The sequence below is a fragment of the Phenylobacterium sp. LjRoot219 genome (assembly GCF_964252995.1).
Taxonomy (GTDB): Bacteria; Pseudomonadota; Alphaproteobacteria; order Caulobacterales; family Caulobacteraceae; genus Phenylobacterium.
Genome location: NZ_CAXUQI020000001.1, coordinates 1,950,892 through 1,977,582, shown reverse-complemented (window position 1 = coordinate 1,977,582; position 26,691 = coordinate 1,950,892). Strand labels below are relative to the sequence as shown.

20 protein-coding genes are annotated in these 26,691 nt (G+C 67.1%); 11 read left to right on the top strand and 9 right to left on the bottom strand.

Annotated features, from left to right (window positions below; genetic code table 11):
• The 3 genes from ACSQ14_RS09715 to purN are packed head-to-tail and all read left to right on the top strand — an operon-like array spanning position 1 to position 2,215.
• Entirely contained in the window at positions 1-777 is a 777-nt protein-coding gene (locus tag ACSQ14_RS09715; protein WP_436012114.1) for a TatD family hydrolase, read from the top strand.
• A complete protein-coding gene (locus ACSQ14_RS09710; protein ID WP_436012112.1) occupies positions 774-1,601 on the top strand; it encodes an MBL fold metallo-hydrolase in 828 nt (275 codons plus the stop codon). The genes ACSQ14_RS09715 and ACSQ14_RS09710 overlap by 4 nt, the downstream gene beginning before the upstream one ends.
• On the top strand, positions 1,598-2,215 hold the full coding sequence (purN, locus tag ACSQ14_RS09705; protein ID WP_436012110.1) for a phosphoribosylglycinamide formyltransferase: 618 nt from the start codon (positions 1,598-1,600) through the stop codon (positions 2,213-2,215). The genes ACSQ14_RS09710 and purN overlap by 4 nt, the downstream gene beginning before the upstream one ends.
• Here the strand turns inward: purN and ACSQ14_RS09700 are convergent.
• Complete coding sequence (locus ACSQ14_RS09700; protein WP_436012108.1) at positions 2,212-2,706, bottom strand: MarR family winged helix-turn-helix transcriptional regulator; 495 nt, start codon at positions 2,704-2,706, stop codon at positions 2,212-2,214. The genes purN and ACSQ14_RS09700 overlap by 4 nt on opposite strands.
• Before the next feature lie 309 nt (positions 2,707-3,015).
• Between ACSQ14_RS09700 and ACSQ14_RS09695 the strand changes: the two genes are divergently transcribed.
• The 4 genes from ACSQ14_RS09695 (at position 3,016) to ACSQ14_RS09680 (ending at position 9,984) form a co-directional block, all read left to right on the top strand.
• Positions 3,016-4,032 (top strand): IS30 family transposase, encoded by a 1,017-nt coding sequence (locus ACSQ14_RS09695; protein WP_436012106.1) that lies wholly within the window; start codon positions 3,016-3,018, stop codon positions 4,030-4,032.
• 751 nt (positions 4,033-4,783) lie between these two features.
• Positions 4,784-6,079, top strand: a complete 1,296-nt coding sequence (locus tag ACSQ14_RS09690; RefSeq protein ID WP_436012104.1) for an ISNCY family transposase — start codon at positions 4,784-4,786, stop codon at positions 6,077-6,079.
• Positions 6,080-6,920: 841 nt separating this feature from the next.
• Positions 6,921-7,937, top strand: a complete 1,017-nt coding sequence (locus tag ACSQ14_RS09685; protein WP_436012106.1) for an IS30 family transposase — start codon at positions 6,921-6,923, stop codon at positions 7,935-7,937.
• Positions 7,938-8,688: 751 nt separating this feature from the next.
• Positions 8,689-9,984, top strand: coding sequence for an ISNCY family transposase (locus ACSQ14_RS09680; protein ID WP_436012104.1), 1,296 nt, complete (start codon positions 8,689-8,691; stop codon positions 9,982-9,984).
• A gap of 784 nt (positions 9,985-10,768) precedes the next feature.
• Here the strand turns inward: ACSQ14_RS09680 and ACSQ14_RS09675 are convergent.
• A complete protein-coding gene (locus ACSQ14_RS09675; RefSeq protein WP_436012102.1) occupies positions 10,769-11,347 on the bottom strand; it encodes a helix-turn-helix domain-containing protein in 579 nt (192 codons plus the stop codon).
• Between the two features lie 110 nt (positions 11,348-11,457).
• On the opposite strand from ACSQ14_RS09675, the gene ACSQ14_RS09670 reads away from it, so the two are divergent.
• A complete protein-coding gene (locus tag ACSQ14_RS09670) occupies positions 11,458-12,690 on the top strand; it encodes a cytochrome P450 (RefSeq protein WP_436012100.1) in 1,233 nt (410 codons plus the stop codon).
• Between the two features lie 13 nt (positions 12,691-12,703).
• On the opposite strand, the gene ACSQ14_RS09665 is transcribed toward ACSQ14_RS09670, so the two are convergent.
• The 4 genes from ACSQ14_RS09665 to ACSQ14_RS09650 form a co-directional block, all read right to left on the bottom strand.
• A complete protein-coding gene (locus ACSQ14_RS09665; RefSeq protein WP_436012098.1) occupies positions 12,704-13,939 on the bottom strand; it encodes an epoxide hydrolase family protein in 1,236 nt (411 codons plus the stop codon).
• 318 nt (positions 13,940-14,257) lie between these two features.
• Positions 14,258-14,710, bottom strand: a complete 453-nt coding sequence (locus tag ACSQ14_RS09660; RefSeq protein WP_436012096.1) for a hypothetical protein — start codon at positions 14,708-14,710, stop codon at positions 14,258-14,260.
• A 141-nt stretch (positions 14,711-14,851) separates the two neighbouring features.
• A complete protein-coding gene (locus ACSQ14_RS09655) occupies positions 14,852-15,616 on the bottom strand; it encodes an SDR family NAD(P)-dependent oxidoreductase (protein WP_436012094.1) in 765 nt (254 codons plus the stop codon).
• Positions 15,617-15,719: 103 nt separating this feature from the next.
• Positions 15,720-17,168 carry an amidohydrolase family protein gene (locus ACSQ14_RS09650; RefSeq protein WP_436012092.1) on the bottom strand — a complete coding sequence of 483 codons (1,449 nt, stop codon included), beginning with the start codon at positions 17,166-17,168 and terminating at the stop codon, positions 15,720-15,722.
• A gap of 286 nt (positions 17,169-17,454) precedes the next feature.
• Here ACSQ14_RS09650 and ACSQ14_RS09645 point away from each other — a divergent pair, with 286 nt between their 5' ends.
• The 3 genes from ACSQ14_RS09645 (at position 17,455) to ACSQ14_RS09635 (ending at position 22,425) form a co-directional block, all read left to right on the top strand.
• Positions 17,455-18,753, top strand: coding sequence for an ATP-binding protein (locus ACSQ14_RS09645; RefSeq protein WP_436012090.1), 1,299 nt, complete (start codon positions 17,455-17,457; stop codon positions 18,751-18,753).
• Positions 18,754-18,829: 76 nt separating this feature from the next.
• A complete protein-coding gene (locus tag ACSQ14_RS09640) occupies positions 18,830-19,681 on the top strand; it encodes an IclR family transcriptional regulator (protein WP_436012088.1) in 852 nt (283 codons plus the stop codon).
• A gap of 365 nt (positions 19,682-20,046) precedes the next feature.
• Positions 20,047-22,425, top strand: a complete 2,379-nt coding sequence (locus ACSQ14_RS09635) for a TonB-dependent receptor (protein WP_436012086.1) — start codon at positions 20,047-20,049, stop codon at positions 22,423-22,425.
• A gap of 53 nt (positions 22,426-22,478) precedes the next feature.
• On the opposite strand, the gene ACSQ14_RS09630 is transcribed toward ACSQ14_RS09635, so the two are convergent.
• Genes ACSQ14_RS09630 through ACSQ14_RS09620 form a run of 3 tightly spaced genes read right to left on the bottom strand, consistent with a single transcriptional unit; the run spans position 22,479 to position 26,569 of the window.
• Positions 22,479-24,575 carry an FAD-dependent oxidoreductase gene (locus ACSQ14_RS09630; RefSeq protein WP_436012084.1) on the bottom strand — a complete coding sequence of 699 codons (2,097 nt, stop codon included), beginning with the start codon at positions 24,573-24,575 and terminating at the stop codon, positions 22,479-22,481.
• Positions 24,576-24,621: 46 nt separating this feature from the next.
• Positions 24,622-25,680 (bottom strand): LLM class flavin-dependent oxidoreductase, encoded by a 1,059-nt coding sequence (locus tag ACSQ14_RS09625; RefSeq protein ID WP_436012082.1) that lies wholly within the window; start codon positions 25,678-25,680, stop codon positions 24,622-24,624.
• Positions 25,681-25,732: 52 nt separating this feature from the next.
• Complete coding sequence (locus ACSQ14_RS09620; protein WP_436012080.1) at positions 25,733-26,569, bottom strand: TauD/TfdA dioxygenase family protein; 837 nt, start codon at positions 26,567-26,569, stop codon at positions 25,733-25,735.
• Between the last annotated feature and the right edge of the window lie 122 nt (positions 26,570-26,691).

Here is a 26,691-nt window from a genome sequence, read left to right as displayed (position 1 = left end):
ATGCTGATCGACAGCCACGTCAACCTGCACGCGCCGCAATTCGACGAGGACCGCGAAGCGGTGATCGCCCGCAGCCTGGCCGCCGGCGTGCGGCTGATGCTCAACATCTCCGACAAGGTGTCGAACTTTCCGGCCGTGCGGCTGGTCGCCCAGCACCCGGACATCTGGTGCACCGTCGGCACCCATCCACACTATTCCCAGGAACATCCGGAGCTCTCGGCCCAGACGCTGATCGACCTGGCGGCCGACCCGCGGGTGGTGGGCATCGGCGAGTGCGGCCTCGATTTCCACTACGACCTCAGCCCGCGCGATATCCAGGCGACGGTGTTCCGCGCTCACGTCGCGGCGGCGCGCGAGACCGGCCTGCCGCTGGTGGTGCACACCCGCGAGGCCGACGCGGTGATGGCCGAGATCCTGGAGACGGAATACGCCAAAGGGCCGTTCCGCATCCTGATGCACTGCTACACCTCCGGCGCGGAGCTGGCGCGGCGCGCGGCGGCGCTCGGTGCCTGGTTCTCGGTCTCCGGCATCGCCACCTTCAAGGCCGCCGAGGACGTCCGGGCGCTGATCCGCGACATGCCGGCGGAGCGCATCATGGTCGAGACCGACTGCCCCTATCTGGCGCCGGTACCGTTCCGCGGCCGCCGCTGCGAGCCGGCCATGCTGCCCCAGGTGCTGGAGAAGCTCGCCGAGATCCGCGGCTGGAGCCTCCAGGAAGCCGAAGCCCGCACCGAGGACGCCTTCTTCGCCGTCTTCGACCGGATCCCGCGCCCATGACCGGGGCGCTGGAGATCACCATCCTCGGCTGCGGCTCGTCCGGCGGCGTGCCGCGGGCGGACGGCGAATGGGGCGCGTGCGATCCGGCCGACCTGAAGAACCATCGCTCGCGCTGCTCGATGCTGGTGCGGCGTAAGGGGGAGGGGCCCGAGCGCGAGACCACGGTGATCGTCGACACCTCGCCCGACTTCCGGCTGCAAAGCGCGCACGCCGGCGTCAAGCGGCTGGACGCGGTGCTGCTGACCCACGATCACGCCGACCAGGTGCACGGCCTCGACGATGTGCGCGCCTTCTTCCTGCGCCAGCGCGGGCAGCGCATCCACACCCATATGGATGCGGCGACCCACGCCACCATGATGCAGCGCTTCGGCTACATCTTCGAAGGCGAAGCCGGCTATCCGGCGATCTGCGAGGCCAAGCCGCTGCCGGCGCACGGCGCGCCGTTCCAGATCGACGGACCGTCCGGGCCGATCCCGGTGGTCACCTTCGACCAGGACCACGGCGCCGTGCGCTCGGTCGGCTACCGGTTCGGCGGCGTGGCCTATTCCAGCGACCTGGTCGACCTCGACGATGCGGCGTTCGCTGCGCTCCAGGACCTCGACGTCTGGATCGTCGACGCGCTGCGCTACCGGCCGCACCCGACGCACGCGCATCTGGAGCGGACATTGGGCTGGATCGAGCGGGCCAAGCCCCGCCGGGCGATCCTCACCAACATGCACATCGACATGGATTATGCGAAGCTCGCCGCCGAGCTTCCTCCGGGCGTCGAGCCGGCCTACGACGGCTTGCGCCTGGAACATCAGCTCGGAGCGGAGTTCCCTTGAGTTCCCAATCCCTCAAGATCGGCTTCCTGGCGTCCGGATCGGGCTCCAGCGCCCGCGCCATCACCGCCGCCCTGGCGGCGGGCGACCTGCCAGGCGAAGTGCGGCTGCTGATCTCCAACAACAAGAGCGCCGCGGCGCTGGAGTTCGCCCGGGAGCAGTCGATCCCGACGCTCTGTATCCCGACCCAGGCCGATCCGGCCGCCGCCGACGCGAAGATCGCCACGGCCATGGCCGAGCACGGCGTCGAGTTGATCGTCATGTCCGGCTATCTGCGCCGACTGGGGCCGGCGACCCTGGCGCGCTACGCCGGCCGGATCCTCAACATCCACCCCGGCCCGCTGCCGGAGTTCGGCGGGGAGGGGATGTACGGCCGGCGCGTCCACGAGGCGGTTCTGGCCGCCGGCGTGCCGGCGAGCGGCATCGTCATCCACCTGGTCGACGAGGACTACGACCACGGCGCGCCGGTCGCGCGAAAGGCCGTGCCGGTCGAGCCGGGCGACACGCCGGAGGACCTGGAGGCGCGGGTCCGCGCCGCCGAGCCGGGCTTTTTCGTCGAGACCCTGCAGCGCATCGCCCGCGGCGAAATTGCGCTGCCGCCGACCGCGACCGCCTAGGCCGAGGCCTCGGACTCTTCCGGCTCGGCCTTGGCGTGCTGGGCCGTCTCCAGCTTGCGCAGCATGTTGAGCACCCGCCGCAGGCTCTTGGCGGTCATCGCCAGCTTGCGCAGATTGTTATGCGAAATTCGCGCCAGCGCGTCTTCGCCACGCGGCTCGAGGGCGAGCAGAACGCGCCGACGATCGGCCGCCGAGCTGTGGCGGCTGACCAGGCCGCGCTCCACCAGCCGGGCGACCAGCCCGACGGCGCTGTGGTTCTTGATCAGCAGGCTGTCGGCCAGTTCGCCGATGCTCATCGGCTCGGGACCGACGTGCGCCTTGATCGCCAGCAGCGCCTGATGCTGCTGCGACGTCACGCTCTGCTCGCGGGCGCTTTCCTCGCTGAACGCCAGGAAGTCGCGGATCGCACGCCGAAATTCGCCCAACGATTGGTAGTCGGCCGGGTCGAGCGCCGTCGGCGCGGAATCGGAGAGACTGAGGTTGGCCGGCACGCGCTGTCCTGTCGTATTGCAGCTGAGAAATTAGACCGCTGCGACGTCGAGTTGAAGCCTATCCGCCCGACGATCCGCGCACATGATCATCTCATATCGGCCGATGCTGAGAAGTCGTGGTCACTGCGTTCCAATCGGTCAGAATCGCCGTTAAAGCCCAACCAGATTGAGCTCACGCCGCCGCCACAGCCCGATCCAATATTTCCGATAATCTTCCTTAGGCGAAGAACGCCTGTAGCCGGGTGGATTCCATTTCCAAGTGCGACCTGCCAAGCTTTTCAGCGGGTTGTCTCGGGGACGGATCCGGCTGTGGGCGAACGCTACGACCACCTCACCTTGGATGAGCGCAAGCTGATTTTCCAGCTGCGCGAAGCGAAGATGTCCGTGCCGCGGATCGCCGAGCGGCTCGGCCGACACCGCTCGACCATCCACCGGGAAATCCGGCGCAATTGGCATGACGACGGGCCGTGGCTGCGCGGCTACTTTCCTCAAGCTGCCCAGTCGCGCACGGATCGGCGCCGCATCCGCCGGCGCAAGCTGCATCAGGACCCAGACCTGGCGCGGTACGTCATCGCCCGTCTGCAGCAAGCCTGGTCGCCGGAACAAATCGCCGGCCGCCTTCGACGCGAGGCTGACGGCGCCCGCCGGATCAGCCACGAGACCATCTATCAGTTCGTCTACAGCGAGCTCGGGCATGCGCAGAATCTCTGTCAGTTGCTGCCGAGCCGCCGTCGACGTCGCCGGCGGCGCTACGCGCGGAAGCCCCGCGGCATGCAGATCCCGCTCGAGAACACCTTCGCCGAGCGTCCGGCCGAGATCGCCGCGCGGAGCTCGTTCGGTCACTGGGAGGGCGATCTGGTGATGTTCCGCAAGGCGCACGGGCAGCGGAATGTGCTCTCGATCGTCGAGCGCCAGACGCGGTTCACTGTCCTGAGAGTCCAGCCGAGCCGGCACTCCAAGCCCATCATGAACGGCCTGGCCGAGGAACTCGGCGGCCTCCCTGCTGGCGCGCGGCGAACCGTCACCTTCGACCGCGGCACCGAGTTCGCCGCTTACCCCGCCCTGAAAACGTCGCTCGGAATGGACGCCTACTTCTGTGCGCCCCAAGCGCCCTGGCAGAAGGGTTCTGTCGAGAACACCAACGGCCGCCTCAGGCGCTTCCTGCCGCTGGATGCAGACATTTCGGCCCGCAGCACCGCCGATCTGCGCGCATTAGCAGCGCGGATGAACGCAACGCCTCGCAAGTGCCTCGGCTACAGAACTCCTGCGGAGGCATTCTCCTCGATGCTCGATTGTAAGGCGCCACCATCTAGCCCTGAGCAGTGACGGTCTGGCAGTCTTCGGTCGGCGATCTGCGGCCTTCAGAGGCAATTGTCTGCCCCGTAGCTTACGGTTAGCTCCTTCAACTTGCCTGTGGGGGTTACGCGCCAAGTTATCAAGGCTTGCCTATTGCAGATCCCGATGCCGTGCTCCGTCCGAGCCATGCCAAAAACGGGGTTCTCGGCACCTGGGACGATGTGACGATCTACGTCCATCCCCTGTGCTTTTAGGTAAGCGGGCAGGTCGCCCTCAGGACCGCCTACGCGATAACGGGAATACACTCTTTTCCGAAGCAGTTCGGCGCGTGCAACGTCGCTCTCCTGTTTCCCGAAATCTGCGAACAGCTTTGTGTCGGGAAGTCTTAGGGCAGAGACAGTAACCAACGTGGCGGCTATCGCTGCCACAACGACCATCCAACCAATGACAACTCGCGCGCGCATGTTGGATTCAACATGGCGGAGCTGTCAGCCCAGTCAACATCCGCCACCCCGAGCGACACCTGGGCGAGCCACCTTCGGTGTCGCTTCTACGTGCTCGCGCGCCTACCGGCGCGCTCGAAGCGAAGATCGAAGCTGATCCATCTGTGCGGCGGACGGCGGTCGGGCTCTGCGCGGCGTGGGGCTCCGCGCCCGCCCGCCGTCCGGTCCCCTGCCCCCGTTGCACTTCGCCTGGAACCCACACCGCAAAGTGCAAATGTCAGTGCCGTGCAAATTAGAGACGTCAGCCTCCCTCCAAGCTTGGCTGGGAGACGGCGTCGATGGCGGTGCGGATCATGAGCGATGCGGAGCTGTCGAAGTTCGAGGTGCTGCGCGACGTAGACGCCGAGCGATTGCCGGTGCGCGCCGCGGCCGGCGTGCTGGGCCTCAGCGAGCGCCAGGTCTGGCGGCTGCTGAAGGCCTACCGGCTGCGCGGCGCTGACGGGATCGTCTCGAAGAAGCGCGGCCGGCCGAGCAACCGCAAGACGCCGGCGGACGTGCGGCAAGCGGCGATCGACATCATCAAGGCGCGCTACCCGGATTTCGGCCCGACGCTGGCGGCGGAGAAGCTGTTGGAGCTGCACGACATCACCGTCTCACGCGAGACGCTGCGCGCCTGGATGATCGCCGAAGGCCTGTGGGACGCGCGCGCCAAGCGGCGGCGCAAGATCTACCAGCCGCGCTACCGGCGCGACTGCGTCGGCGAGCTGGTGCAGATCGACGGCTCCGAGCACCGCTGGTTCGAGGCCCGCGGGCCGAAGTGCACGCTGCTGGTGTTCATCGACGACGCCACCAGCCGGCTGATGCACCTGCAGTTCGTCGAGTCGGAGTCGACCTTCGCCTACTTCGCCGCGACCCGGACCTACCTCGAGGCGCACGGCAAGCCGGTGGCGTTCTACAGCGACCGGCATTCGGTGTTCCGCGTCAGCAAGCCCGGCGTCAGCGGCGACGCGATGACCCAGTTCGGCCGGGCGCTGAGCAAGATGAACATCGAGATCATCTGCGCCAACTCCAGTCAGGCGAAGGGCCGCGTCGAGCGGGCCAACAAGACGCTGCAGGACCGGCTGGTGAAGGAGCTGCGGCTGGCCGCCATCAGCACGATCGCCGAGGGCAACGCGTTCCTCCCGGGCTTCGTCGCCGACTACAACACCCGCTTCGGCAAGGTCCCGGCCAATCCGAAGGATCTGCACCGGCCGATGTCGCCGCGCGACCAATTGGACGACGAGTTCACCTGGCAGGTCGAACGCACCCTCTCCCAGTCGCTGACCCTGCAGTACGACAAGGTGCTGTTCATCGTGGAGCCATCGGAGACCGCGCAATCGGCGATCGGCAAGCGGGTGACCGTCGTCGACTATCCCGACGGCCGGATCGCCATCCGCTACCAGGGCGAGGAGCTCGCCTACCGCACCTTCGACAAGATCCGGAAGGTCAACCAGGCCGCCGTCGTCGAGAACAAGCGGCTGGGCTCGCTGCTGGAGATGATCAAGGCCTATCAGGACACCCAGCCGCCGCCGGCGCGCAGCTGCAAGGCGCCGAAGCGCCGCGACCAGACTGGGCACATGTTCGGCGTCGAGTGAACGCTCGCAACGTTGCACAGCTTAAGGTCGCGCCTTACGACTCTCGAAATGCCTGAGCATGATGCCAACTCCGACGGCCAATCGATCGCGCGCTTTTCCAGACCGAAAGCCAGACGAGCTATTTTGCTTCTCTCTGCTTGGGCAGTTGTTGGAGCTGCCGCGACGGTCGCCTTGGCCTGGCAGATCGCTCACCCCGACGAGTACGTAAGGTCAGTCATTCTGCGATACGAGATGAACGTCTTCGTGTGCGCAGCAGTAACCGCTTGGGTGATGTACAAGATCGCCCCCTATGCTCGCGCGTATCGGCGCTCGCGGTCAGATAGCGCAGCGCTCCTCATCCGAGGTGGGATCTTGATCTCGCGGCAATGGCGACCATTCGAGATCGCGCTGCGAGAGATCTCGACCGTCACTTCTCGACCGCGCGACCGGTTAACTGGGCGACCTGAGCAGCTGAAAATCACGACGGCTGATGGAAGCGCCCGCCTAATCCAATGTGATCTACTGGATCGCACCTCGGAGGAGATCGCCAGGTCTGTCGTCGAGGCTCAACAGACCTCCGCCTGACAGGTCCGGCTACGTGCCTCGCGCGCCTGCCGGCGCGCTTCGGAAAACCCGCCGTCATGATCTCCGGTGCGCCGGCCGGGCGGTCGGCCGCTGCGCGGGTTGTGGGCTGCGCGCCCGCCCGTCGGCCGACACCAGACGCCCCTGCCCTGACATTTCTAATCGGCGCAAACCGCGACATCTCTAACCGGCGTAGACAACGCCTGTAGCCGGGTGGATTCCATTTCCAAGTGCGACCTGCCAAGCTTTTCAGCGGGTTGTCTCGGGGACGGATCCGGCTGTGGGCGAACGCTACGACCACCTCACCTTGGATGAGCGCAAGCTGATTTTCCAGCTGCGCGAAGCGAAGATGTCCGTGCCGCGGATCGCCGAGCGGCTCGGCCGACACCGCTCGACCATCCACCGGGAAATCCGGCGCAATTGGCATGACGACGGGCCGTGGCTGCGCGGCTACTTTCCTCAAGCTGCCCAGTCGCGCACGGATCGGCGCCGCATCCGCCGGCGCAAGCTGCATCAGGACCCAGACCTGGCGCGGTACGTCATCGCCCGTCTGCAGCAAGCCTGGTCGCCGGAACAAATCGCCGGCCGCCTTCGACGCGAGGCTGACGGCGCCCGCCGGATCAGCCACGAGACCATCTATCAGTTCGTCTACAGCGAGCTCGGGCATGCGCAGAATCTCTGTCAGTTGCTGCCGAGCCGCCGTCGACGTCGCCGGCGGCGCTACGCGCGGAAGCCCCGCGGCATGCAGATCCCGCTCGAGAACACCTTCGCCGAGCGTCCGGCCGAGATCGCCGCGCGGAGCTCGTTCGGTCACTGGGAGGGCGATCTGGTGATGTTCCGCAAGGCGCACGGGCAGCGGAATGTGCTCTCGATCGTCGAGCGCCAGACGCGGTTCACTGTCCTGAGAGTCCAGCCGAGCCGGCACTCCAAGCCCATCATGAACGGCCTGGCCGAGGAACTCGGCGGCCTCCCTGCTGGCGCGCGGCGAACCGTCACCTTCGACCGCGGCACCGAGTTCGCCGCTTACCCCGCCCTGAAAACGTCGCTCGGAATGGACGCCTACTTCTGTGCGCCCCAAGCGCCCTGGCAGAAGGGTTCTGTCGAGAACACCAACGGCCGCCTCAGGCGCTTCCTGCCGCTGGATGCAGACATTTCGGCCCGCAGCACCGCCGATCTGCGCGCATTAGCAGCGCGGATGAACGCAACGCCTCGCAAGTGCCTCGGCTACAGAACTCCTGCGGAGGCATTCTCCTCGATGCTCGATTGTAAGGCGCCACCATCTAGCCCTGAGCAGTGACGGTCTGGCAGTCTTCGGTCGGCGATCTGCGGCCTTCAGAGGCAATTGTCTGCCCCGTAGCTTACGGTTAGCTCCTTCAACTTGCCTGTGGGGGTTACGCGCCAAGTTATCAAGGCTTGCCTATTGCAGATCCCGATGCCGTGCTCCGTCCGAGCCATGCCAAAAACGGGGTTCTCGGCACCTGGGACGATGTGACGATCTACGTCCATCCCCTGTGCTTTTAGGTAAGCGGGCAGGTCGCCCTCAGGACCGCCTACGCGATAACGGGAATACACTCTTTTCCGAAGCAGTTCGGCGCGTGCAACGTCGCTCTCCTGTTTCCCGAAATCTGCGAACAGCTTTGTGTCGGGAAGTCTTAGGGCAGAGACAGTAACCAACGTGGCGGCTATCGCTGCCACAACGACCATCCAACCAATGACAACTCGCGCGCGCATGTTGGATTCAACATGGCGGAGCTGTCAGCCCAGTCAACATCCGCCACCCCGAGCGACACCTGGGCGAGCCACCTTCGGTGTCGCTTCTACGTGCTCGCGCGCCTACCGGCGCGCTCGAAGCGAAGATCGAAGCTGATCCATCTGTGCGGCGGACGGCGGTCGGGCTCTGCGCGGCGTGGGGCTCCGCGCCCGCCCGCCGTCCGGTCCCCTGCCCCCGTTGCACTTCGCCTGGAACCCACACCGCAAAGTGCAAATGTCAGTGCCGTGCAAATTAGAGACGTCAGCCTCCCTCCAAGCTTGGCTGGGAGACGGCGTCGATGGCGGTGCGGATCATGAGCGATGCGGAGCTGTCGAAGTTCGAGGTGCTGCGCGACGTAGACGCCGAGCGATTGCCGGTGCGCGCCGCGGCCGGCGTGCTGGGCCTCAGCGAGCGCCAGGTCTGGCGGCTGCTGAAGGCCTACCGGCTGCGCGGCGCTGACGGGATCGTCTCGAAGAAGCGCGGCCGGCCGAGCAACCGCAAGACGCCGGCGGACGTGCGGCAAGCGGCGATCGACATCATCAAGGCGCGCTACCCGGATTTCGGCCCGACGCTGGCGGCGGAGAAGCTGTTGGAGCTGCACGACATCACCGTCTCACGCGAGACGCTGCGCGCCTGGATGATCGCCGAAGGCCTGTGGGACGCGCGCGCCAAGCGGCGGCGCAAGATCTACCAGCCGCGCTACCGGCGCGACTGCGTCGGCGAGCTGGTGCAGATCGACGGCTCCGAGCACCGCTGGTTCGAGGCCCGCGGGCCGAAGTGCACGCTGCTGGTGTTCATCGACGACGCCACCAGCCGGCTGATGCACCTGCAGTTCGTCGAGTCGGAGTCGACCTTCGCCTACTTCGCCGCGACCCGGACCTACCTCGAGGCGCACGGCAAGCCGGTGGCGTTCTACAGCGACCGGCATTCGGTGTTCCGCGTCAGCAAGCCCGGCGTCAGCGGCGACGCGATGACCCAGTTCGGCCGGGCGCTGAGCAAGATGAACATCGAGATCATCTGCGCCAACTCCAGTCAGGCGAAGGGCCGCGTCGAGCGGGCCAACAAGACGCTGCAGGACCGGCTGGTGAAGGAGCTGCGGCTGGCCGCCATCAGCACGATCGCCGAGGGCAACGCGTTCCTCCCGGGCTTCGTCGCCGACTACAACACCCGCTTCGGCAAGGTCCCGGCCAATCCGAAGGATCTGCACCGGCCGATGTCGCCGCGCGACCAATTGGACGACGAGTTCACCTGGCAGGTCGAACGCACCCTCTCCCAGTCGCTGACCCTGCAGTACGACAAGGTGCTGTTCATCGTGGAGCCATCGGAGACCGCGCAATCGGCGATCGGCAAGCGGGTGACCGTCGTCGACTATCCCGACGGCCGGATCGCCATCCGCTACCAGGGCGAGGAGCTCGCCTACCGCACCTTCGACAAGATCCGGAAGGTCAACCAGGCCGCCGTCGTCGAGAACAAGCGGCTGGGCTCGCTGCTGGAGATGATCAAGGCCTATCAGGACACCCAGCCGCCGCCGGCGCGCAGCTGCAAGGCGCCGAAGCGCCGCGACCAGACTGGGCACATGTTCGGCGTCGAGTGAACGCTCGCAACGTTGCACAGCTTAAGGTCGCGCCTTACGACTCTCGAAATGCCTGAGCATGATGCCAACTCCGACGGCCAATCGATCGCGCGCTTTTCCAGACCGAAAGCCAGACGAGCTATTTTGCTTCTCTCTGCTTGGGCAGTTGTTGGAGCTGCCGCGACGGTCGCCTTGGCCTGGCAGATCGCTCACCCCGACGAGTACGTAAGGTCAGTCATTCTGCGATACGAGATGAACGTCTTCGTGTGCGCAGCAGTAACCGCTTGGGTGATGTACAAGATCGCCCCCTATGCTCGCGCGTATCGGCGCTCGCGGTCAGATAGCGCAGCGCTCCTCATCCGAGGTGGGATCTTGATCTCGCGGCAATGGCGACCATTCGAGATCGCGCTGCGAGAGATCTCGACCGTCACTTCTCGACCGCGCGACCGGTTAACTGGGCGACCTGAGCAGCTGAAAATCACGACGGCTGATGGAAGCGCCCGCCTAATCCAATGTGATCTACTGGATCGCACCTCGGAGGAGATCGCCAGGTCTGTCGTCGAGGCTCAACAGACCTCCGCCTGACAGGTCCGGCTACGTGCCTCGCGCGCCTGCCGGCGCGCTTCGGAAAACCCGCCGTCATGATCTCCGGTGCGCCGGCCGGGCGGTCGGCCGCTGCGCGGGTTGTGGGCTGCGCGCCCGCCCGTCGGCCGACACCAGACGCCCCTGCCCTGACATTTCTAATCGGCGCAAACCGCGACATCTCTAACCGGCGTAGACAACGCCCAATGGCGGCCCCGCCGCTTCAATCCTGAGGATCGGTCTCGCCGACATCCACCGCCCGCTGGATCGACTCGACGATCCATTGCACCGGCGGAAACTCCAGGTCGGCCTGCAATTCCGGACCGAACAGGCGGTCGAGCAGCGACAAGGTCACGCCCAGCAGGTTGATGTAGACGGCGCGCTCGGCCGCCAGCGCGCCGCCAAGCCAGCGTTCCGTCGGCTTCATGCCGTGTTCACGGAACACCGCCATCGCCACCCGGCGGGCTTCCTCGTCCTCGATGGACAGCATGACCATGGCTGGGAAGACGACCTTGGTCTCCTTGTTCAGGACGACTTCCGCCAGGCGCATGCCAAACCCAGCCTTGTCTGACGCGTCGATATTCGAATGCGCCAGCGCCGCGATGAGCGCCGCCTCGAACAGTTTCAGCTTGCTGTCGAAATGCTTGATGACAAGGCCGGCGGCGACCTCGGCGTGGTCCGCGATCTCCTTGATGCTCGCCTGGGAATAGCCCTTCTGGGTGAACAGGATCTGCGCCGCCGCAATGATGCGGGCCCGCTTCTCGGCGATGTTGCGCGTCCTGCGCTTCGGCGCGTCGGTCATCCCCCTCGCCTAGCATCACCCGTTGACAGGGCGGAACACTAGATTAGTGAATGACCATTCAATAGCGTGGGCTGCAGCCGCCGCGAGCGTGCTCATCGAGGAGAGCTGCCATGGTAGACGTGACCGATCGGGATGCGGGCGTGACGCCCCACTCCACGGCGCGCGGCTGCCCGGTGGCGCACGGCGCGGACGAGCGAAAGACCGCGGCCCTGGCGCGCCAGATGGTCAAGCCGAGCTACCCCCACGCCAAGGTCGTCACCGACCACGTGTTCGCGCGCGAAATCCTGCGCAACAAGACGATGTTTCAGGCCGGCGCGGGCGCCGAGCACATGGATATGTCGAACCCAGACCAGGTTTCGTTCTTCTTCCTCGACGGCGAGATCCACAAGAAGAAGCGCATTCAGGTCTCGCTTTACTTCCAGTCGGAGGCGATCGAGCAGCGCTATCACCCCGTCATGGAGCGGGTCATGGATCGGCTGATCGCCGACCTGCAGCGCGGCGGACGCAAGCCGCTCGACATGATGAGCTTCCAGATGGCGGTCGAAGTCGCCGCGGAAGTGGTCGGCCTGACCGAGACCAACCCCGATGAGATGGCGCAGCGCATCCGGCTGCAATTCATCGCCATGAGCAACCGCCCGCGCGGCGCCCTTCAAGCCCGCTGGGCGAAGGCTATGCAGACCTATCGCGTGCTCAAATTCTTCAACAAGGACGTCAAGCCAGCGATCCGGGCGCGCAAGGCGCAGCCGCGCGAGGACGTGATCTCCAAGCTGGTCCAGGAGGGCTACACCGACCAGGCCATCCTGATCGAGTGCATGACCTACGCAACCGCCGGCATGCTGACCACGCGCGAGTTCATCGTCGCCGCCGCCTGGTATCTGTTCGAACGGCCGGAGGTCTGCGCGCGCTTCCTCGACGGCGACGAGACCGAACAGCTGGGCATCCTCTACGAGGTCCTGCGGCTGGAGCCGGTGGCGGGCATGCTCCATCGCCGCGCGACCGCCGACTGGACCGGCCCGAACGGCGAACAGGTCAAGACGGGCGAAATCTACGCGATCGACATCCGCGGCGTGAACACCGACGAGGCCGTCGTCGGCGCCTGTCCCTTCGCGTTCGACGACAGCCGCGCCAAGCGGATGAAGAAGCCGCCGGCTTGGCTGAGCTTCGCCGAAGGCGCGCACCGTTGCCCCGGCAGCCAGGTCGCCCTCCAGGAAACCCGCTATTTCCTCGACCGGCTATTCCGCGTTCCCGGCCTTCGCCTGGCCACGCCGCCGACGATCGGTTGGTTCGAGGCGGTCAAGGGCTATGAACTGCATGGTGCGCAAGTCACCTGCGACCCCGTCTGAGGCGGCGGACTTTTCAGGCGGCGTGTGCGCCCCCGAAATCGGCGCGCAGCGGTTTGAACCCGGCGCGCACCTCTTCGGAAAACAGCTTCGGCTGTTCCCAGGCTGCGAAATGCCCGCCCTTCGGCAACCGGTTGTAGTGGATGAGCTTGGGATAGGCCCGCTGCGCCCAGTCCCGCGACACCGTGTAGATCTCGTCGGGGAAGACGCTCACGGCGGCCGGGACGGTGACGTTCTTCGGAGCGACGAAGCCCAGCTTGTTCTCCCAGTACAGACGCGCCGCGGAGAGCGCCGTGTTCGTCAGCCAGTAGAGAGTGATGTTGTCGAGGATGTCATCGCGGGTCAGCCCCTCCGACACGCCGTCGAACACACGGGCGATGAGCTGGTAGCTGCGGATGTCATGGTCGGCGATCCAGGCCGCCAGCCCGACCGGTGAATCGGCGATCCCGTAGAGCGTCTGCGGCCGATTCCCCATCTCCTGGGCGTAGGCCAGACCATGCTGGTAGAAATCGGTGAGGTGATCGTATCCGACCTTTTCCTCGGCTGAGAGGTCAGACGGCGGCGGCGCCCCGACAAAAGCCGCCTTGTCGATCTCGGGCGGGACGGCGCCGGCCATGTTGGTATGGATGGCGAGCAGTTCCGGGGGCGCCTGGACGCCCATCACATCGACGATGAGCGCGCCCCAATCACCGCCCTGTGCGACATAGCGCTCATAGCCGAGACGCTTCATCAGCAGGTTCCACGCCCGCCCGATCCGCTGCGTATCCCAGCCCGTCGTCGTCGGCTTTCCGGAGAATCCGTAGCCCGGCATCGACGGGATCACGACGTGGAAAGCGTCCGCTTCATTGCCGCCGTGCGCGGTCGGATTGGTCAGCGGCTCGATGATCTTGAGCTGCTCGATGATCGAGCCTGGCCACCCGTGGGTGACGATGACCGGCAAGGCGTTCTCATGCTTCGACCGGACGTGGATGAAATGGATGTCCAGTCCGTCGATCTGGGTGATGAACTGCGGATAGGCATTGAGCCGCGCCTCGCAGCGGCGCCAGTCGTACTGCGTCGCCCAATAGTCGGCGAGCTTGCGCATCGTCGCGAGTTGCACGCCTTGCGACGTGTCGGCGACCGTCTCCCGGTCCGGCCATCGGGTCGCGCTGATGCGCTGGCGCAGTTCGACAAGCTCCGCCTCCGGCACGTTCACCTGAAACGGGCGAATGGCGGCCGCATCACCGGCCGACGGGCGTGCAATATCAGCCATGGACCTGGACCTTCTGCAGGTTTCGGAAATAACCATCGATAGCGGGCGCACATTTTCGGCCGACACCGAAAGATCAGCAGAGATCTGCTTGCGCAGTTGCTCCGGTGACTGGATATCTATTGATTTAATGAGATTGAAAGCAGCGAAAACGCCTCCCCACGCGCCTCCGCAGCGCGCAAGTACTCTCTCCATCCTCAGGCGTCAGAGTGCACAGGCGTCCGGGCGATGACCAGTCACACCTTTGCACATTTTCGTGCGGGAACTTCGACGTGCAGGCGGCGCCCTTCCCGCTCCGCCCATAGGCGGAGGGGGGCCGGTTTACTTGATGAACTTCATCTCGCGGGCGAGCACTTCGCCGCGATTGGTCCGCAGCGAGTCGCGGGACGCAAAGGCCTGGTTGCTCTTCACGACGCTGCCGAAGACCGTCGACATCGTCGCCTCGCTCTCGGCCAGCGGCCGGTCGAAGGCGGCCATGTTCGGATACTCGATCATCAGCAGCACGTCGGGCTCGTTGTCCCGCGGCGAGGCGACGGCCAGCACCTTGTAGTCGAGGATGCGTCCGGCCTGCTTGTCGGCCTCGTTCAGCTGCCGCCACTTGCTGCCCAGGTAGGCCATGTAGTCGTCGAACATCCCGGGCTTGGTTTCGACATAGCTGATCACCCAGACCGGCCCGTTGTCGTAGACCCGATCGGCGGTCTGGGCGTTCGCCAGGCCGGAGCTCAGGGTCAGCAGGGCCGCAGCCAGCACGGCGCCGCGCATCAGGGTCTTCATGGCAGTCCCATTCGCTTCCTGGCTGGACCGGCGGCTCCCGATGAGGCCGTTTCACAGCCAAGTTTTATAGAACCGCGTTCTTTCGAACTCTGACCAGCAATCGGGGCGTGTGTCGCCCTACCCGCCCCCGCGCCCCCTCGCCTAGCGGTCGTGCGCCAGGATGTTCGCCGCGGTGGTGATCAGCCCTCCGTTCGCCGCCAGGGTGACGCCGGTCAGCCAGCGGGCTTCGTCGGACGCCAGGAAGGCGACGATGTCGGCGATGTCTTCGGGCTCGCCGATGCGCTTCAGCGCCGCCCATTTGGGGATCTTCTCCGGCCAGGTGTGGCCTTCGATCATCTCGGTGCGGGTGGTGCCGGGCGCCACCGTGTTGAGCGTGATGCCGCGTTCGCCCAACTCCTGCGCGACCGAGCGGACGAAGGCCTCGGCGCCCGCCTTGGCGGCGGCATAGATGGTCGCGCCATAGGCCGGATGCGTCGCGGAGCCGGAGGAGATCAGCACCACCCGCCCGTGCGGGCTCTGGGTCAGCCGGGCGAACTCGATGGTCGACAGGATCACCGCGCGCAGGTTCAGCGCCAGGATCCGGTCGATCGCCGCAACGCTCTTATCGACCGCCAGTCCCGGTTCGCCGCCGCCGGCGTTGCACACCAGGATGTCGAGCGCGCCGTGGACGGCGAACGCGTCGCGCACCACCCGCGCCGCGGTCTCGCCGTCGGTCAGGTCGCCGAGCACGACGTCGGCCACGCCGCCCTGGTCGCGGATCTGCCTGGCGACCGCCTGCGCCCGCGCCGGATCGCCGCGCGCATGCAGCACCAGCCTGGCGCCGTCGGCGGCCAGTTTCAGGGCGATCGCCGCGCCGATGCCGCGCGATGATCCGGTGACGAACGCCACCCTGCCGGCAAGCCGCATGCTGTCTCCCCTCGATCAATCGCCGGGAATGTTGATGGCGCGGCGGACCTCTGGACAAGCGCAGATGCCGCCGGCGCTTGTCCATTCCGCGCAGAACGAGGGCTCAGGCCCGCGGGGCCAGGGTGTTCTTGAAGATCTTCCCACCCTTCATGATCAGGCCGAGGCTCTTCTCCGGGGTCTCCAGGATGGCGATGTTGGTCAGCGGATCGCCGTCGACCACCAGCAGGTCAGCGTGCGCCCCGTCCTCGATGACGCCGAGCTTGCCCGGATAGGGATTGCGCGGTCCCGACATCGCCAGCAGTTCGGCGTTGGTCGCCGTCGCCATCGTCAGGATCTCGGCGTTGGAATACCACCTCGTCAGGTGGGTCAGCATGATGTTCTGGCGCGCGGCCATGACCGGGGAGAACAGCATGTCCGATCCCCAGGCGACCTTCACCCGGTGCTTGATCGCCAGCCGGTAGGCGTTGTCGGTGCCGGCGATGACCTGCTCGAGGGCCACGCGGCTCGGCCCGGTCAGCGGCAACGAGTCCGCATCGGAGAGGAACGGCTGGGTGCTCAGCCACACCCCCTTGTCCGCCATCATCCGCGCCATCGCGTCGTCCATCAGGTGGGCGTGCTCAATGCACTGCGCGCCGGCCGTGAGCGCTCGCTGGATGGTCTCCGGCGCGTAGGCGTGGACGGTCACGTAGGTGTTCCAGTCAGCGGCCGTCGCGATGCCGACGCGCAGCTCGTCGACGCTGAAGGTCGACATGTCCAGCGGACTGCGCGGGGACGACACGCCGCCGCCGCCGACCAGCTTGATCTGCGAGGCGCCCTGCAGCAGCATCTCGCGCACCCGCAGCCGCAGCTCTTCCGGACTGTCGGCCAGGAAGTTGCCGCCGATCCGCTCGGTGGGGCCGGCCAACCCCGCCTGACGCGGCACCTCGTCCAGCGGCCGCAGGTCGCCGTGACCGCCGCTGGTGGTGATCATGCCGCCGGACGGATAGATCCGCGGGCCCACGACCAGGCCCTGGTCCACCGCCTGCTTGAAGGCGAACACCGGTCCGCCGAGATCGCGCACCGTCGTGAAGCCGCGCATTAACGTGCGCTCGGCTTCGGCGGCCGCGGCCAGATGAATGAAGCCGACGTCGCCGCCCATAAGCTGCTGCATCGACAGGCCGGCGAACAGCGTGTGCCAGTGCGCGTCGATCAGGCCGGGCATCAGCACCCGCCCGCCGCAGTCGATCACCTCGGCGCCGTCCGGGGCGCCGGTCGCGCCGCCGGCGAGCCCGCTGATCCGGCCGCCGACCACCCGTAGCCGCTGGTTCTGGCGCAGCTGGGCGTTCCTGCCGTCGAACAGCCGGAAATTGGTGAGCACGATTGGCCGCGCCGGGGCGGCGGACTGTGCTTGGGCGACGCCGGAAATGCCCAGAGCGGCGAGCGACGCCGCCGCGCCGGCGACCAAGCCCCGCCGCGACAGGTCCGCGCCGATCCGCCGAGAGAGGTTCTGGATCCCAGGTTGATGGCACAGGCAGCCGACCTGCGGCTGGTCGTCGGTCGTGCAGGAGAACATCGCCGGTTCCCTTCCCGCCCACGGTTCGGCGGCGCCCGCGTGACAAGAAAGGCTCCGCTCCATCGGTGCGACGGTCCGCGCGATGGTTCACCTATGACAGACCTTCGCCAGCCGAGCGGCCATTCGGGTTTTCACCCCCCAGCCGGTCGGAAAACCCCTCATTTGCGAGCGAGGCCGTTCCCCGGACCGTTTGGCCAGACACACTACGCAACACAGCTGATACGCCGCGGCAAAGCGGCCTTGCGACCACCTCTTTCCCAGCCGGGTGCAAGGGCGGAGGCGGATTTTGCGAATTTGGCCGAAGAGCCTGGTCGGGCGCTCGATGGTCGTGGTGGCCGCCATCCTGGGCCTGCAGCTGGCCGCCAGCATCTCCTTCTACGCCTGGATCGACCGCGAGGCGCTGCGGGAGGACCACGCCCGGCGGGTCGCCGAACTGCTGGTGGTCAGCCGCCGGGTCGATGCGCTGACGCGCGACGGCGGACAGAACGCCGGCGAGGTCATGACCACCCGCTACCTGGAGGCGGCCGTGACCCGGACGCCGCTGAAGCCTGAGACGGCGCCCGACCCGGGCGCAGCGGCGATCCGGCGCGCAATCCTGCACTGGGAGCCGGAGCTCGCCGGCGCCGACCTGTCGCTATGGACCCGACGCAGCGCCAATGGCCAAGACCTGGTCGGCGTGATGCGGCTGGAGGACGGCCGCTGGCTCAGTTTCCGCTCGCGCGACTTCGCCCGGGTCTGGCCGATGGCAGTGCGCGTCAGTCTGATGACGGTGCTGTTCGCCGCGCTCGGCCTGGGTTTTGCGCTGTTCGTGCTCGGCCAACTCGGCCGCCCGTTGCGCAACCTGGCCCAGGCCGCGCGCGCCTTCGGCGGCGGCCGGCGCACGCCGGTGCGCGTCGCGGGCTCCGCCGACCTCAGCGACCTGGGCCGGGCGTTCAACGAGATGCAGGACCGCATCGCCGGTTTGATCGAGGACCAGGCGCGCTCGATGGAGGCGATCAGTCACGACCTGCGCACGCCGCTGGCGCGCATCCAACTGGCGGCGCAGTTCGCCGAGCCGGACGACATCCGCGACCTGATCGCCGGAAATGTCGAGGAGCTCGACCAGATGCTCAGTTCGCTCAGCGCCTACCTTCGGGCGCAGCATCAGGTGAGCGCCGCCGAGCCGGTGGACATCGCCGCCCTGACGCGCAGCGTCGCCGCCGCCTTCGGCGACCGGGCCGGCTACTGCGGCCCCGAAACCCTGGTCCTGCCGACGCACCGCGGACCGTTGGAGGAAGCCTTGCGGCGGCTGGTCGACAACGCCGTGCGTCACGGCGGCGGCGCCGAGCTGAGCGTGGAGGCGACAGCGGGCGAGCCGCAGATCCTGATCCGCGACCACGGCGCGGGGATGCCGGCCGAGGATCTCGGCCACATCTACGAGCCGTTCTTCCGCGGCGACCGCGCCCGTTCGCGCGACACCGCAGGCTTTGGGCTCGGCGTACCGACCGCGTCGCGCCTGCTGACCCGTTTCGGCGGCGACCTGGGAATCGCCAATGCGCAAGACGGCGGCCTGCTCGTCACGGTGATCCCGCCACGTCCGCTTTGACCGATCGCCGATATGGCCCGATTGACGCAGGAACAGACACGCCGTATCGCGCCGGAGGCCCAGCTCTCCAGGACACATGACCCAGTTATCTCCGGGCGTTCATCGCGTCGCCGCCATCCTCAACGTGATGGCGGATCATCCGGATCAGGCCTTCACGGTCAGTGATCTTGTCCGCGCCCTGAAGATGAGCCGAGCGACCTGCCACGCATTGCTGTGCAGCCTCGTGGAAGAGGGCTTCCTCTACCGCTCGAACGACAAGACCTATGTGCTGGGCCCGCAGATCGCCCACATCGGCCAGATCGCGGCGCAGCACGCTTCGCCGCTGCAGATCGCCCAGAGCGAGATGCGCGCCCTGGCCAACGAGTTCGAGGTGATCTGCTCGGCGATCTTCCAGGACGACGACGTCGTGGTGGTCCGCGAGCGCGCCGCGTCGATGCATCACCTCGGCTGGTCCACGCCGAAGGACGTGCGGATGAAGCTGCGCCCGCCGTTCGGCGGCGTGTTCTACGCCTGGTCGCCGATGACCGAGGTGGAGCGCTGGCTGGACACGCTGACGCCGCCGCCGAAGCCGGAGCTGAAGGCGACCATGCTCGAGAGCATGGAGTTCGCGCGGGCGCACGGCTTCACCTTCGCCGTCCGCAATTCGCGCTACACGGCCCCGCACTGGGCGCCCGACCAGCTGTTCGGCGGCGAAAGCCAGGAATATCCCGTCAGCCAGGTCACCGCCTTGGTCCCCGACGAAGAATACGCGCTGATCTCGCTGCTGGCGCCGGTGTTCGACGCCAAGCGACGCGTGGCCTTTATCCTCGGACTGAACGGATTCACCTACACGACGTCCGGAGCCGAGGTCGGCCGGATCGGCCAGCGCCTGCGCGAGGCCTGCGATCGCATCACCGCCTACACGACGGGACGCTCGGCCAGGGCCTGACGCAAAAGCGTCAAATTTCGACCTAGGGATGTTCCAGCTTCAGGCCACACCTACCTGGGGGTGCGCACCCTTGCGCCACTTGAGAACCCCGTTATTCGGGATTTCGTTAGTTGCAACGGCATTTCGCCTCCGGTAGTCGGCTCGCCGAACGAGCGCGGCCGTAGAAGCCGCCGGACGACGGGAGGGGCGCCATGCCGTGCAGGACTCATCGCGACAGACGCTGGCCGCGCGCGCTTGACCGGCACGCCGCCGAGTTCGCTGCGCCCGCCCCCGCGCCCAAGCCCCGCTGATGCTGGCCGCTGATCCCTGACGATCGCGGTCGGCCGCGATTCATCTCGAACAACAAGACTAGAGGGGAAAAACTGATGAAACTCAGGAACTGGCTGCTCGCCGCCACCGCATGCGTCTCCGCCGCGCCGACCCTGGCGGCGGCGCAGGAGACCGAGATCGGCGAGATCATCGTCACCGCCCGCAAGCGGCAGGAGTCGATCCTGAACGTCCCGGTCATCGAGACCGCGATCGGCCAGGCCCAGCTCGAGCGGATGCAGACCCAGGACCTGAAGGATATCTCCAAGCTGGTGCCCAGCCTCTCGCTCGGCTCGGCGATCGGCGCGCTCGGCACTCAGGTCTCGCTGCGCGGCATCGGCACCTCGACCTCGAACGCCGGCGTCGACCAGTCGGTGTCGCTGAATCTCGACGGCCTGCAGCTCAGCCAGGGCCTGGCCTACTCGAGCGGCATGTTCGACGTCGCCCAGGTCGAGGTGCTGAAGGGCCCGCAGGCGCTGTTCTACGGCAAGAACAGCCCGGGCGGCGTGATTGCCATCCGCACCGCCGACCCCGGCAGCGAGTTCGAGGTGATCGGCCGCTACGGGCACGAGATCATGGCCGAGGAGAACCGCGCCGAACTGATCGTCTCCGGCCCGGTCACCGACACGCTGGGCCTGCGCCTCGCGGCGCTCTACGACGTCGCCGACGGCTATTACCGGAACGAGGCGATCGCCGCGCCCGGCACCGGCGCGCTCGCGCCCGAGAAGCGCTCGGCCCCGACCACCCGCAGCCATATGCTGCGCGGCACTGCGGTGTGGCGCCCGACCTCGCAGTTCAACGCCCGCCTCAAGCTCAACTGGGTTCGCGACCGGGTCATCGGCGGCGACGCCGGCCAGATCATCTCCTGCCCCGACCGCGTCAGCGCCCCGAGCGGCGTGCCGTTCCTTGGTGGCGGCGAGGACTGCGTCAAGAACCGCACCCTGCGCACGGTGAACATGGATCCGGCCGCCTTCCTCGGCGTCCGCAATGGCGGCGAGCCGTACCGGACCACCAACCAGCAGTTCGGCGTGCTCGAGCTGAACTACAGCCCGACGCCGGAGATCACCCTCAACTCGACGACCGGCTACTACCGGGTCGAAACCGAAAGCTCGCTCAACGGCAGCCTGTCGACCTACGCCGGACCGGGCCTGGTCTCCGACACCTCGTTCGACCGCGAGGACTTCACCCAGGAGGTCCGCGCCAACTCGGACTTCACCGGCCCGCTGAACTTCACCCTGGGCGCCTTCTACCAGGACGGCGAGATCACCAATCGCACGACGCTGTTCGGCAACACCGCGATCCGGCTGCCGCGGTTCCTGGCGTCCTACGTCCACAATATCGACATCAAGTCGGTCTCGGCGTTCGGCCAGCTGCGCTGGGCGGTGACGGATCAGCTCGAAGTGGCCGGCGGCGCCCGCTGGACCGACGAGGAGCGGTCCAACGCGCCCTTCAACCTGATCACCGGCGCGCCGGTGGCCTTCCCGATCGCAGTGCCGAAGATCCAGTCGGACAACGTCTCGCCGGAGCTGACCGTCACCTATCGGCCGACCGACGATCTGACGGTGTTCGGCTCGCTGAAGAAGGGCTTCAAGTCGGGCTCGTTCAACCTCAATCCGCTGAGCGGCGTGCGGCCCGACATCTCGTTCGGCGACGAGAAGGTGGAGGGCGGCGAAATCGGCCTGAAGTCGCGGCTGCTGGACCGCCGGCTGGCGATGAACCTCTCCGCCTACGACTACCGCTACACCGGCCTGCAGGTCGGCGTGAACGAACCGGCGCAGAACGGCGTGCCGGTGGCGCGCACGCTGAACGCCGGCTCGGCGCTGGTCTACGGCGTCGACTTCGACGTCTCCTACCGTCCGCCGCAGCTCGAGGGACTGGAGGTGCACGGCGCGGTGGCCTGGAACCACGCCCGCTTCAAGACCCTCAACAACGTCCCCTGCTGGGGCGGCCAGTCGGTCGGCGAGGGCTGCAACCAGGCGCTCAATCCGGCCACCGGTCTCTTCACCGGTCAGAACCTCGAGGGCCGGCCGCTGGTCCGCGCGCCCGACTGGCAGGCCAACTTCGGCTTCAGCTACGAGACCGACATCGGCCACGGCATGAGCGTCGTGCTGGCCAACGAGAACCAGTACTCGTCGAAATACCTGACCGTGCTCGGCCTGCGCGACGACTTCTACCAGCGCGGCTTCATCAAGACCGACCTCAGCCTCACATTCCGCGGCCCCGAGGAGCGCTGGGAGTTCGCGCTGATCGGCAAGAACCTTGGCGGCGAGCTGACCACCGGCAACTGCTCGGTCTCGAACATCGCCAACGGCTCGGTGCTCGGCGGCCAGGTGACCGGCGGCACGACCCGCGGGCCGGCCGGCATCGACGAGGTCGCCTGCTACATGGACCGCGGCCGCGAAGTCTGGCTGCGCCTGACCGTGCGGCCGTTCAACTAGACCTCTCCCCGGAAGCTCATCCCGCCATTGCGCGGGGTGAGCTTCCTTTTTCTTCAGGAGGGCTGCAGCGCCCGGCGGGTCGCCTCCGGCAGGGCCATCAGCTGCACTTCGTCGCCACCGAAATAGACGTCTGCCAGCGACCGCGGCGCATCCGGTTCGCCGATGAAGCGCGCGAACAGGTGGCCCTCGTAGCTGGCCGTCGCCCACATCCGCGCGGAGACCGCGTCGCCGATCGGGAAGAGCTGCGCCACCTTGCCCTCGAGCTCCTGCTCCAGCGTGTTGACCGCCATCCGGCCGGTCGCCAGCACCAGGGTGTCGACGCCGGCAATTACCCGTTCTTCCTCGGTGACGACGTCATAGGCGAGGAGCTCTCCCTCGCCGATCGTCCGGACATAGGTCGAGGGTGAGACCTTCACGCCCGCGGCGTGCAGCCGCCGGATGATGAAGCGCCCCTCCTCCGCGGCGTGAACCCGCCCTGAGACCGGCGACAGACCGGGGGTCAGGAACTCTACCGTACAACCGCGGCCGGCGAGGACCTCGGCGACGCCGACGCCGGCGTTGATCCCCTCGCCGTCGAGAATGACGACCTTGCCCGAGGGCCGCACCGCGCCAAGCAGGACGTCTTCCGGCCGGCAGACGAAGGCCCGGTCGTGGCCGGCGATCGGCAGGTCGCGGAAATTGCTGTGGCCTTCGCGGCTGTAGAGCGCGCCGGTCGCCAGGATCACCGCGTCCGGCTCCCGCTCGAGGATCGCCGCGGCCGTCGCGGTGGTCCCGAGTTGGATCGTCACGCCGAGCCGCCGCAACTCGCGCTCCCACCACTCGACGCTCTTCAGGAAGAACTCGCGGCCCGGCAGGCTGGCCCAGAGCGCCAAGGCCCCGCCCAGCCGGTCGCGCGCCTCCCAGAGCTCGACCTCATGGCCGCGAAGCGCCGCAACCCGCGCCGCCTCGAGCCCAGCCGGGCCGCCGCCGACGACAATGGTCTTAGCCCGGGTGGCGGCCGGGGTGATCGAGCCTTCGCCCCAGTAGCGCTCGCGCCAGGCGGTCGGATTGACGGTGCAGGTCTGGGCGCCGTCCAGCAGCGCCTCCAGGCACCAGTTGCAGGCGATGCAGGTGCGGCTGCGGTCCTCCAGCCCGTCGCGGGCGTGGTTGACCAGCTCCGGCTCGGCGATCAGCGCGCGCGCCGCCCCCACCAGGTCGCAGACCCCGGAGGCCAGCACCGCTTCGGCCTCGGCGATCGAGGTCAGCCGGCCCATCACGCAGAGCACCGGGACCTTGCCCGCCGCCTCGCGCACCTGCTCGACGTAAGGCCGGTAGACCTGCTTCTCCAGGAACACTGGCGGCATCCCCATCCAGAACTGGTCGGGCTCGATGGCGACGTCGAGGTCGACGTAGTCGATCAGCCCAGAGTGCGCGATCCGCTGCAGGAATTGATAGGCGTCGCTGGTCCGGTAGCCGCCCTCCAGCAGTTCGTCGCAGTTCAGCCGCAGGCCGACCGCCATCTGCGGGCCCGCCGCCGCGCGCACCGCCTCGAGGGTCTCCATGACGATGCGCATGCGGTTTTCGAGCGAGCCGCCGTATTCGTCGGTGCGACGGTTGAAGTAGGGCGACAGGAACTGTTCCAGCACGGCGCCGTGCGACACGTGCATCATCACCCCGTCGAAGCCGGCCTCGCGCAGGTTGGCGGTCGATTCCGCGAAGGTGGCGACCATCCGGCGGATCTCGTCCTTGGTCATCTCCCGGGTGGTCGCCCGGCGGTCGAGGTAGCTGAACTGCGACACCGAGGGACTGAGCGCCGGGGCCGGCGGACTGAACGGCTGCCACTGGCCCGGCTGGCCCCAGAAGTACCAGGGCTCGCCGAAGATCTTGCCGCCCGCCGCATGCACCGCATCCGCCAGGGCGCGGAACGCCGGCACGTTCTCGTCGGGATGCGGGCAGGGCCAGATCGACTTTGCGCGATGCAGCGCCGCCATGCTGAGGATGATCAGCCCGCAGCCGCCCCTGGCCCGCGTCGCGACGTACTCGACGTAGTCCGGCGTCGGCGCGCCCAGCCAGTTCAGCGGCACCGCATGCGGCGAAGAGTAGAAGCGGTTCTTCAGTTCGACCGGACCGAGCCGGAACGGGCTGAAGACGTTCGGATACTTCGGATGCATGGGCGCGGGATCCTGGAGGGCGGCCGTGGGCATGCGCGCGGCGCGCCTAACCCTTGAGCCGCGGCATGACCTTGTCGGCGAAGAGCTTCATCTGCTCGTAGACCAGCTCGTAGGGCATGCCGCCGAAGCTGAAGTTGGCGATGATCTCGTAGTCGCCAACCATCTCCTTGCGGATGAGGTGCTTCTCCCACATCTGTTCGGGCGTGCCGATCAGGTTGCCGCCGACGTAGTCCTTGTAGGCCTTGTCGGGTCCGCCCGCGGCGGCCGACAACTCGCCCAAGGTGACGTAGGTCGAGTAGGATGGCAGCGACTTGAAGTGCTCGCCGCCGAACTCGTAGTGGTGGGCGACCTGGGCGAACTGGGCCGCGAAATACTTGTCCGTGTACTCGACGACCTTATCCATGGTGTCGAAGCAGACGATGAAGTCGCTGATGACGAAGGGCGGGGCCGGCCGGCCGTGCAGTTCGTTGAAGGTCGAGCGATAGGCCCGGATTTCCGGAAGCGCGTGGCTCCAGTCGCCTTGCGAGAACCGCAGCGCCTTCAGCCCGTACTGGGCGGCGACCTCGGCCGACGAGGGCGACATGCTGACCATCACGGTACGGTCCCGGAAGGACTTGGCTGGCCGCGGCCGCACTTCGACGCGCGGCTGCTTGTACCACTTGGTGTCGGCCTCGACGTAGCCGGTCTCCAGGCCGTTCATGATGATCAGCGCGGCCTCGTCGAACATCTCGCGCGAGTCGGCGAGGTCGACCCGGAAGCCCTTGAACTCCCGGCGCGCGGCGCCCCGACCCATGCCGAGGATCACCCGGCCCTCGCTCAGATGGTCGAGCATCAGGGTCTTCTCGACCACCCGCAGCGGATCGTTCCAGGGCAGGATCACCGCCGCCGGCATCAGCTTGATGGTCTTGGTCTTCGCCGCGACATAGGTCAGCACCTGAATCGGATCCGGGCACGCCGCGTAGTCGGTGAAATGGTGTTCGACCGCCGCCGCAAAATCGAAGCCCATCGCTTCGGCTTCAATGGCGAGCTGCGTCTCCTTCCTGAAGAACTCGGCGTCGGGAATGCCGTGAAGGTTCTGAAATCCCAGATGGATGCCGACTTGCATGAGCTGACTTCTTTCCGCCCCTGAGTGATTTTTCTGCGCGTGTTCGACAGGCTTAGGCCGCCGAGATCGGCTCTTCGCCGTTGAGGGTGAAGCGGTGCAGTTCGCGCCCGCTGCCGGCGTCGTAGGGGCGCACCCGGTGGATGGTGCCGGTGTTGTCCCAGATGAGCACGTCGCCCATCCGCCAATCGTGGCGGTAGACGAACTGCGGCTGGGTGGTGTGGGCGATCAGGCGGTCGAGCAGCCCGCGGCTATCGGCCGGATGCAGGCCGACGACGTGCGACGCCGAGGTGCTGAGCGCCAGCGACTTGCGGCCGGACTTGTGGCGCCAGACCAGCGGATGGACTCGCTCCGGATAGGTGAACCACTTCTGCATCTGGCTGACCGGCACGTCGGGGACCGCCGGGAACATCGCCGCCTGCATGGTGTGCACCACCTGCAGGGTCTCGAAGTAGGCCTTCTCGTCCTCGGCCAAGGCGTCGTAGGCCGCGTAGGTGTTGGCGAATTCGGTCTGGCCGCCTTCCGCCGACAGCACCCGCGGGGTCAGCACGGTGGCGAATGGCGGCACCGCGTCATAGGTGCCGTCCATGTGCCAGAAGAAGGTGCCGGGAAAGAACTCCGCGTATTCGGGGTTCACTTTCTTATCCATGGTGACCTTCATCAGCCCCTCCTCGCCCTCCTTGCGGACGGTGCCGAGGCGCAGGTCGCCAAGGGATCGGGTGAAGGCGCGCTGCTGGTCGTCGTTGAGGTGAACGTCGCGGGCGATCAGCACGCCGCGCTGCACCAGCAGGTCGCGGATCTCCCGGGCCAGCCCGCCCTCGGCGAGCATTCCGGCGGTGACCTTGAGTTCGGAGCCGATGCTCGGCTTCAGGTTGACGGCTTCCAGCGGCATTCCTCTCGCCCTCTCAAAACGGAGGGGGACCACCGGACCGGCCAAGCCGCGTCGGCGTCGCACACTGCGACGCGCGCCATCGGCCCAGCCGGCCCAAGCGTTTCCTCCCGCGGCGCTGATGT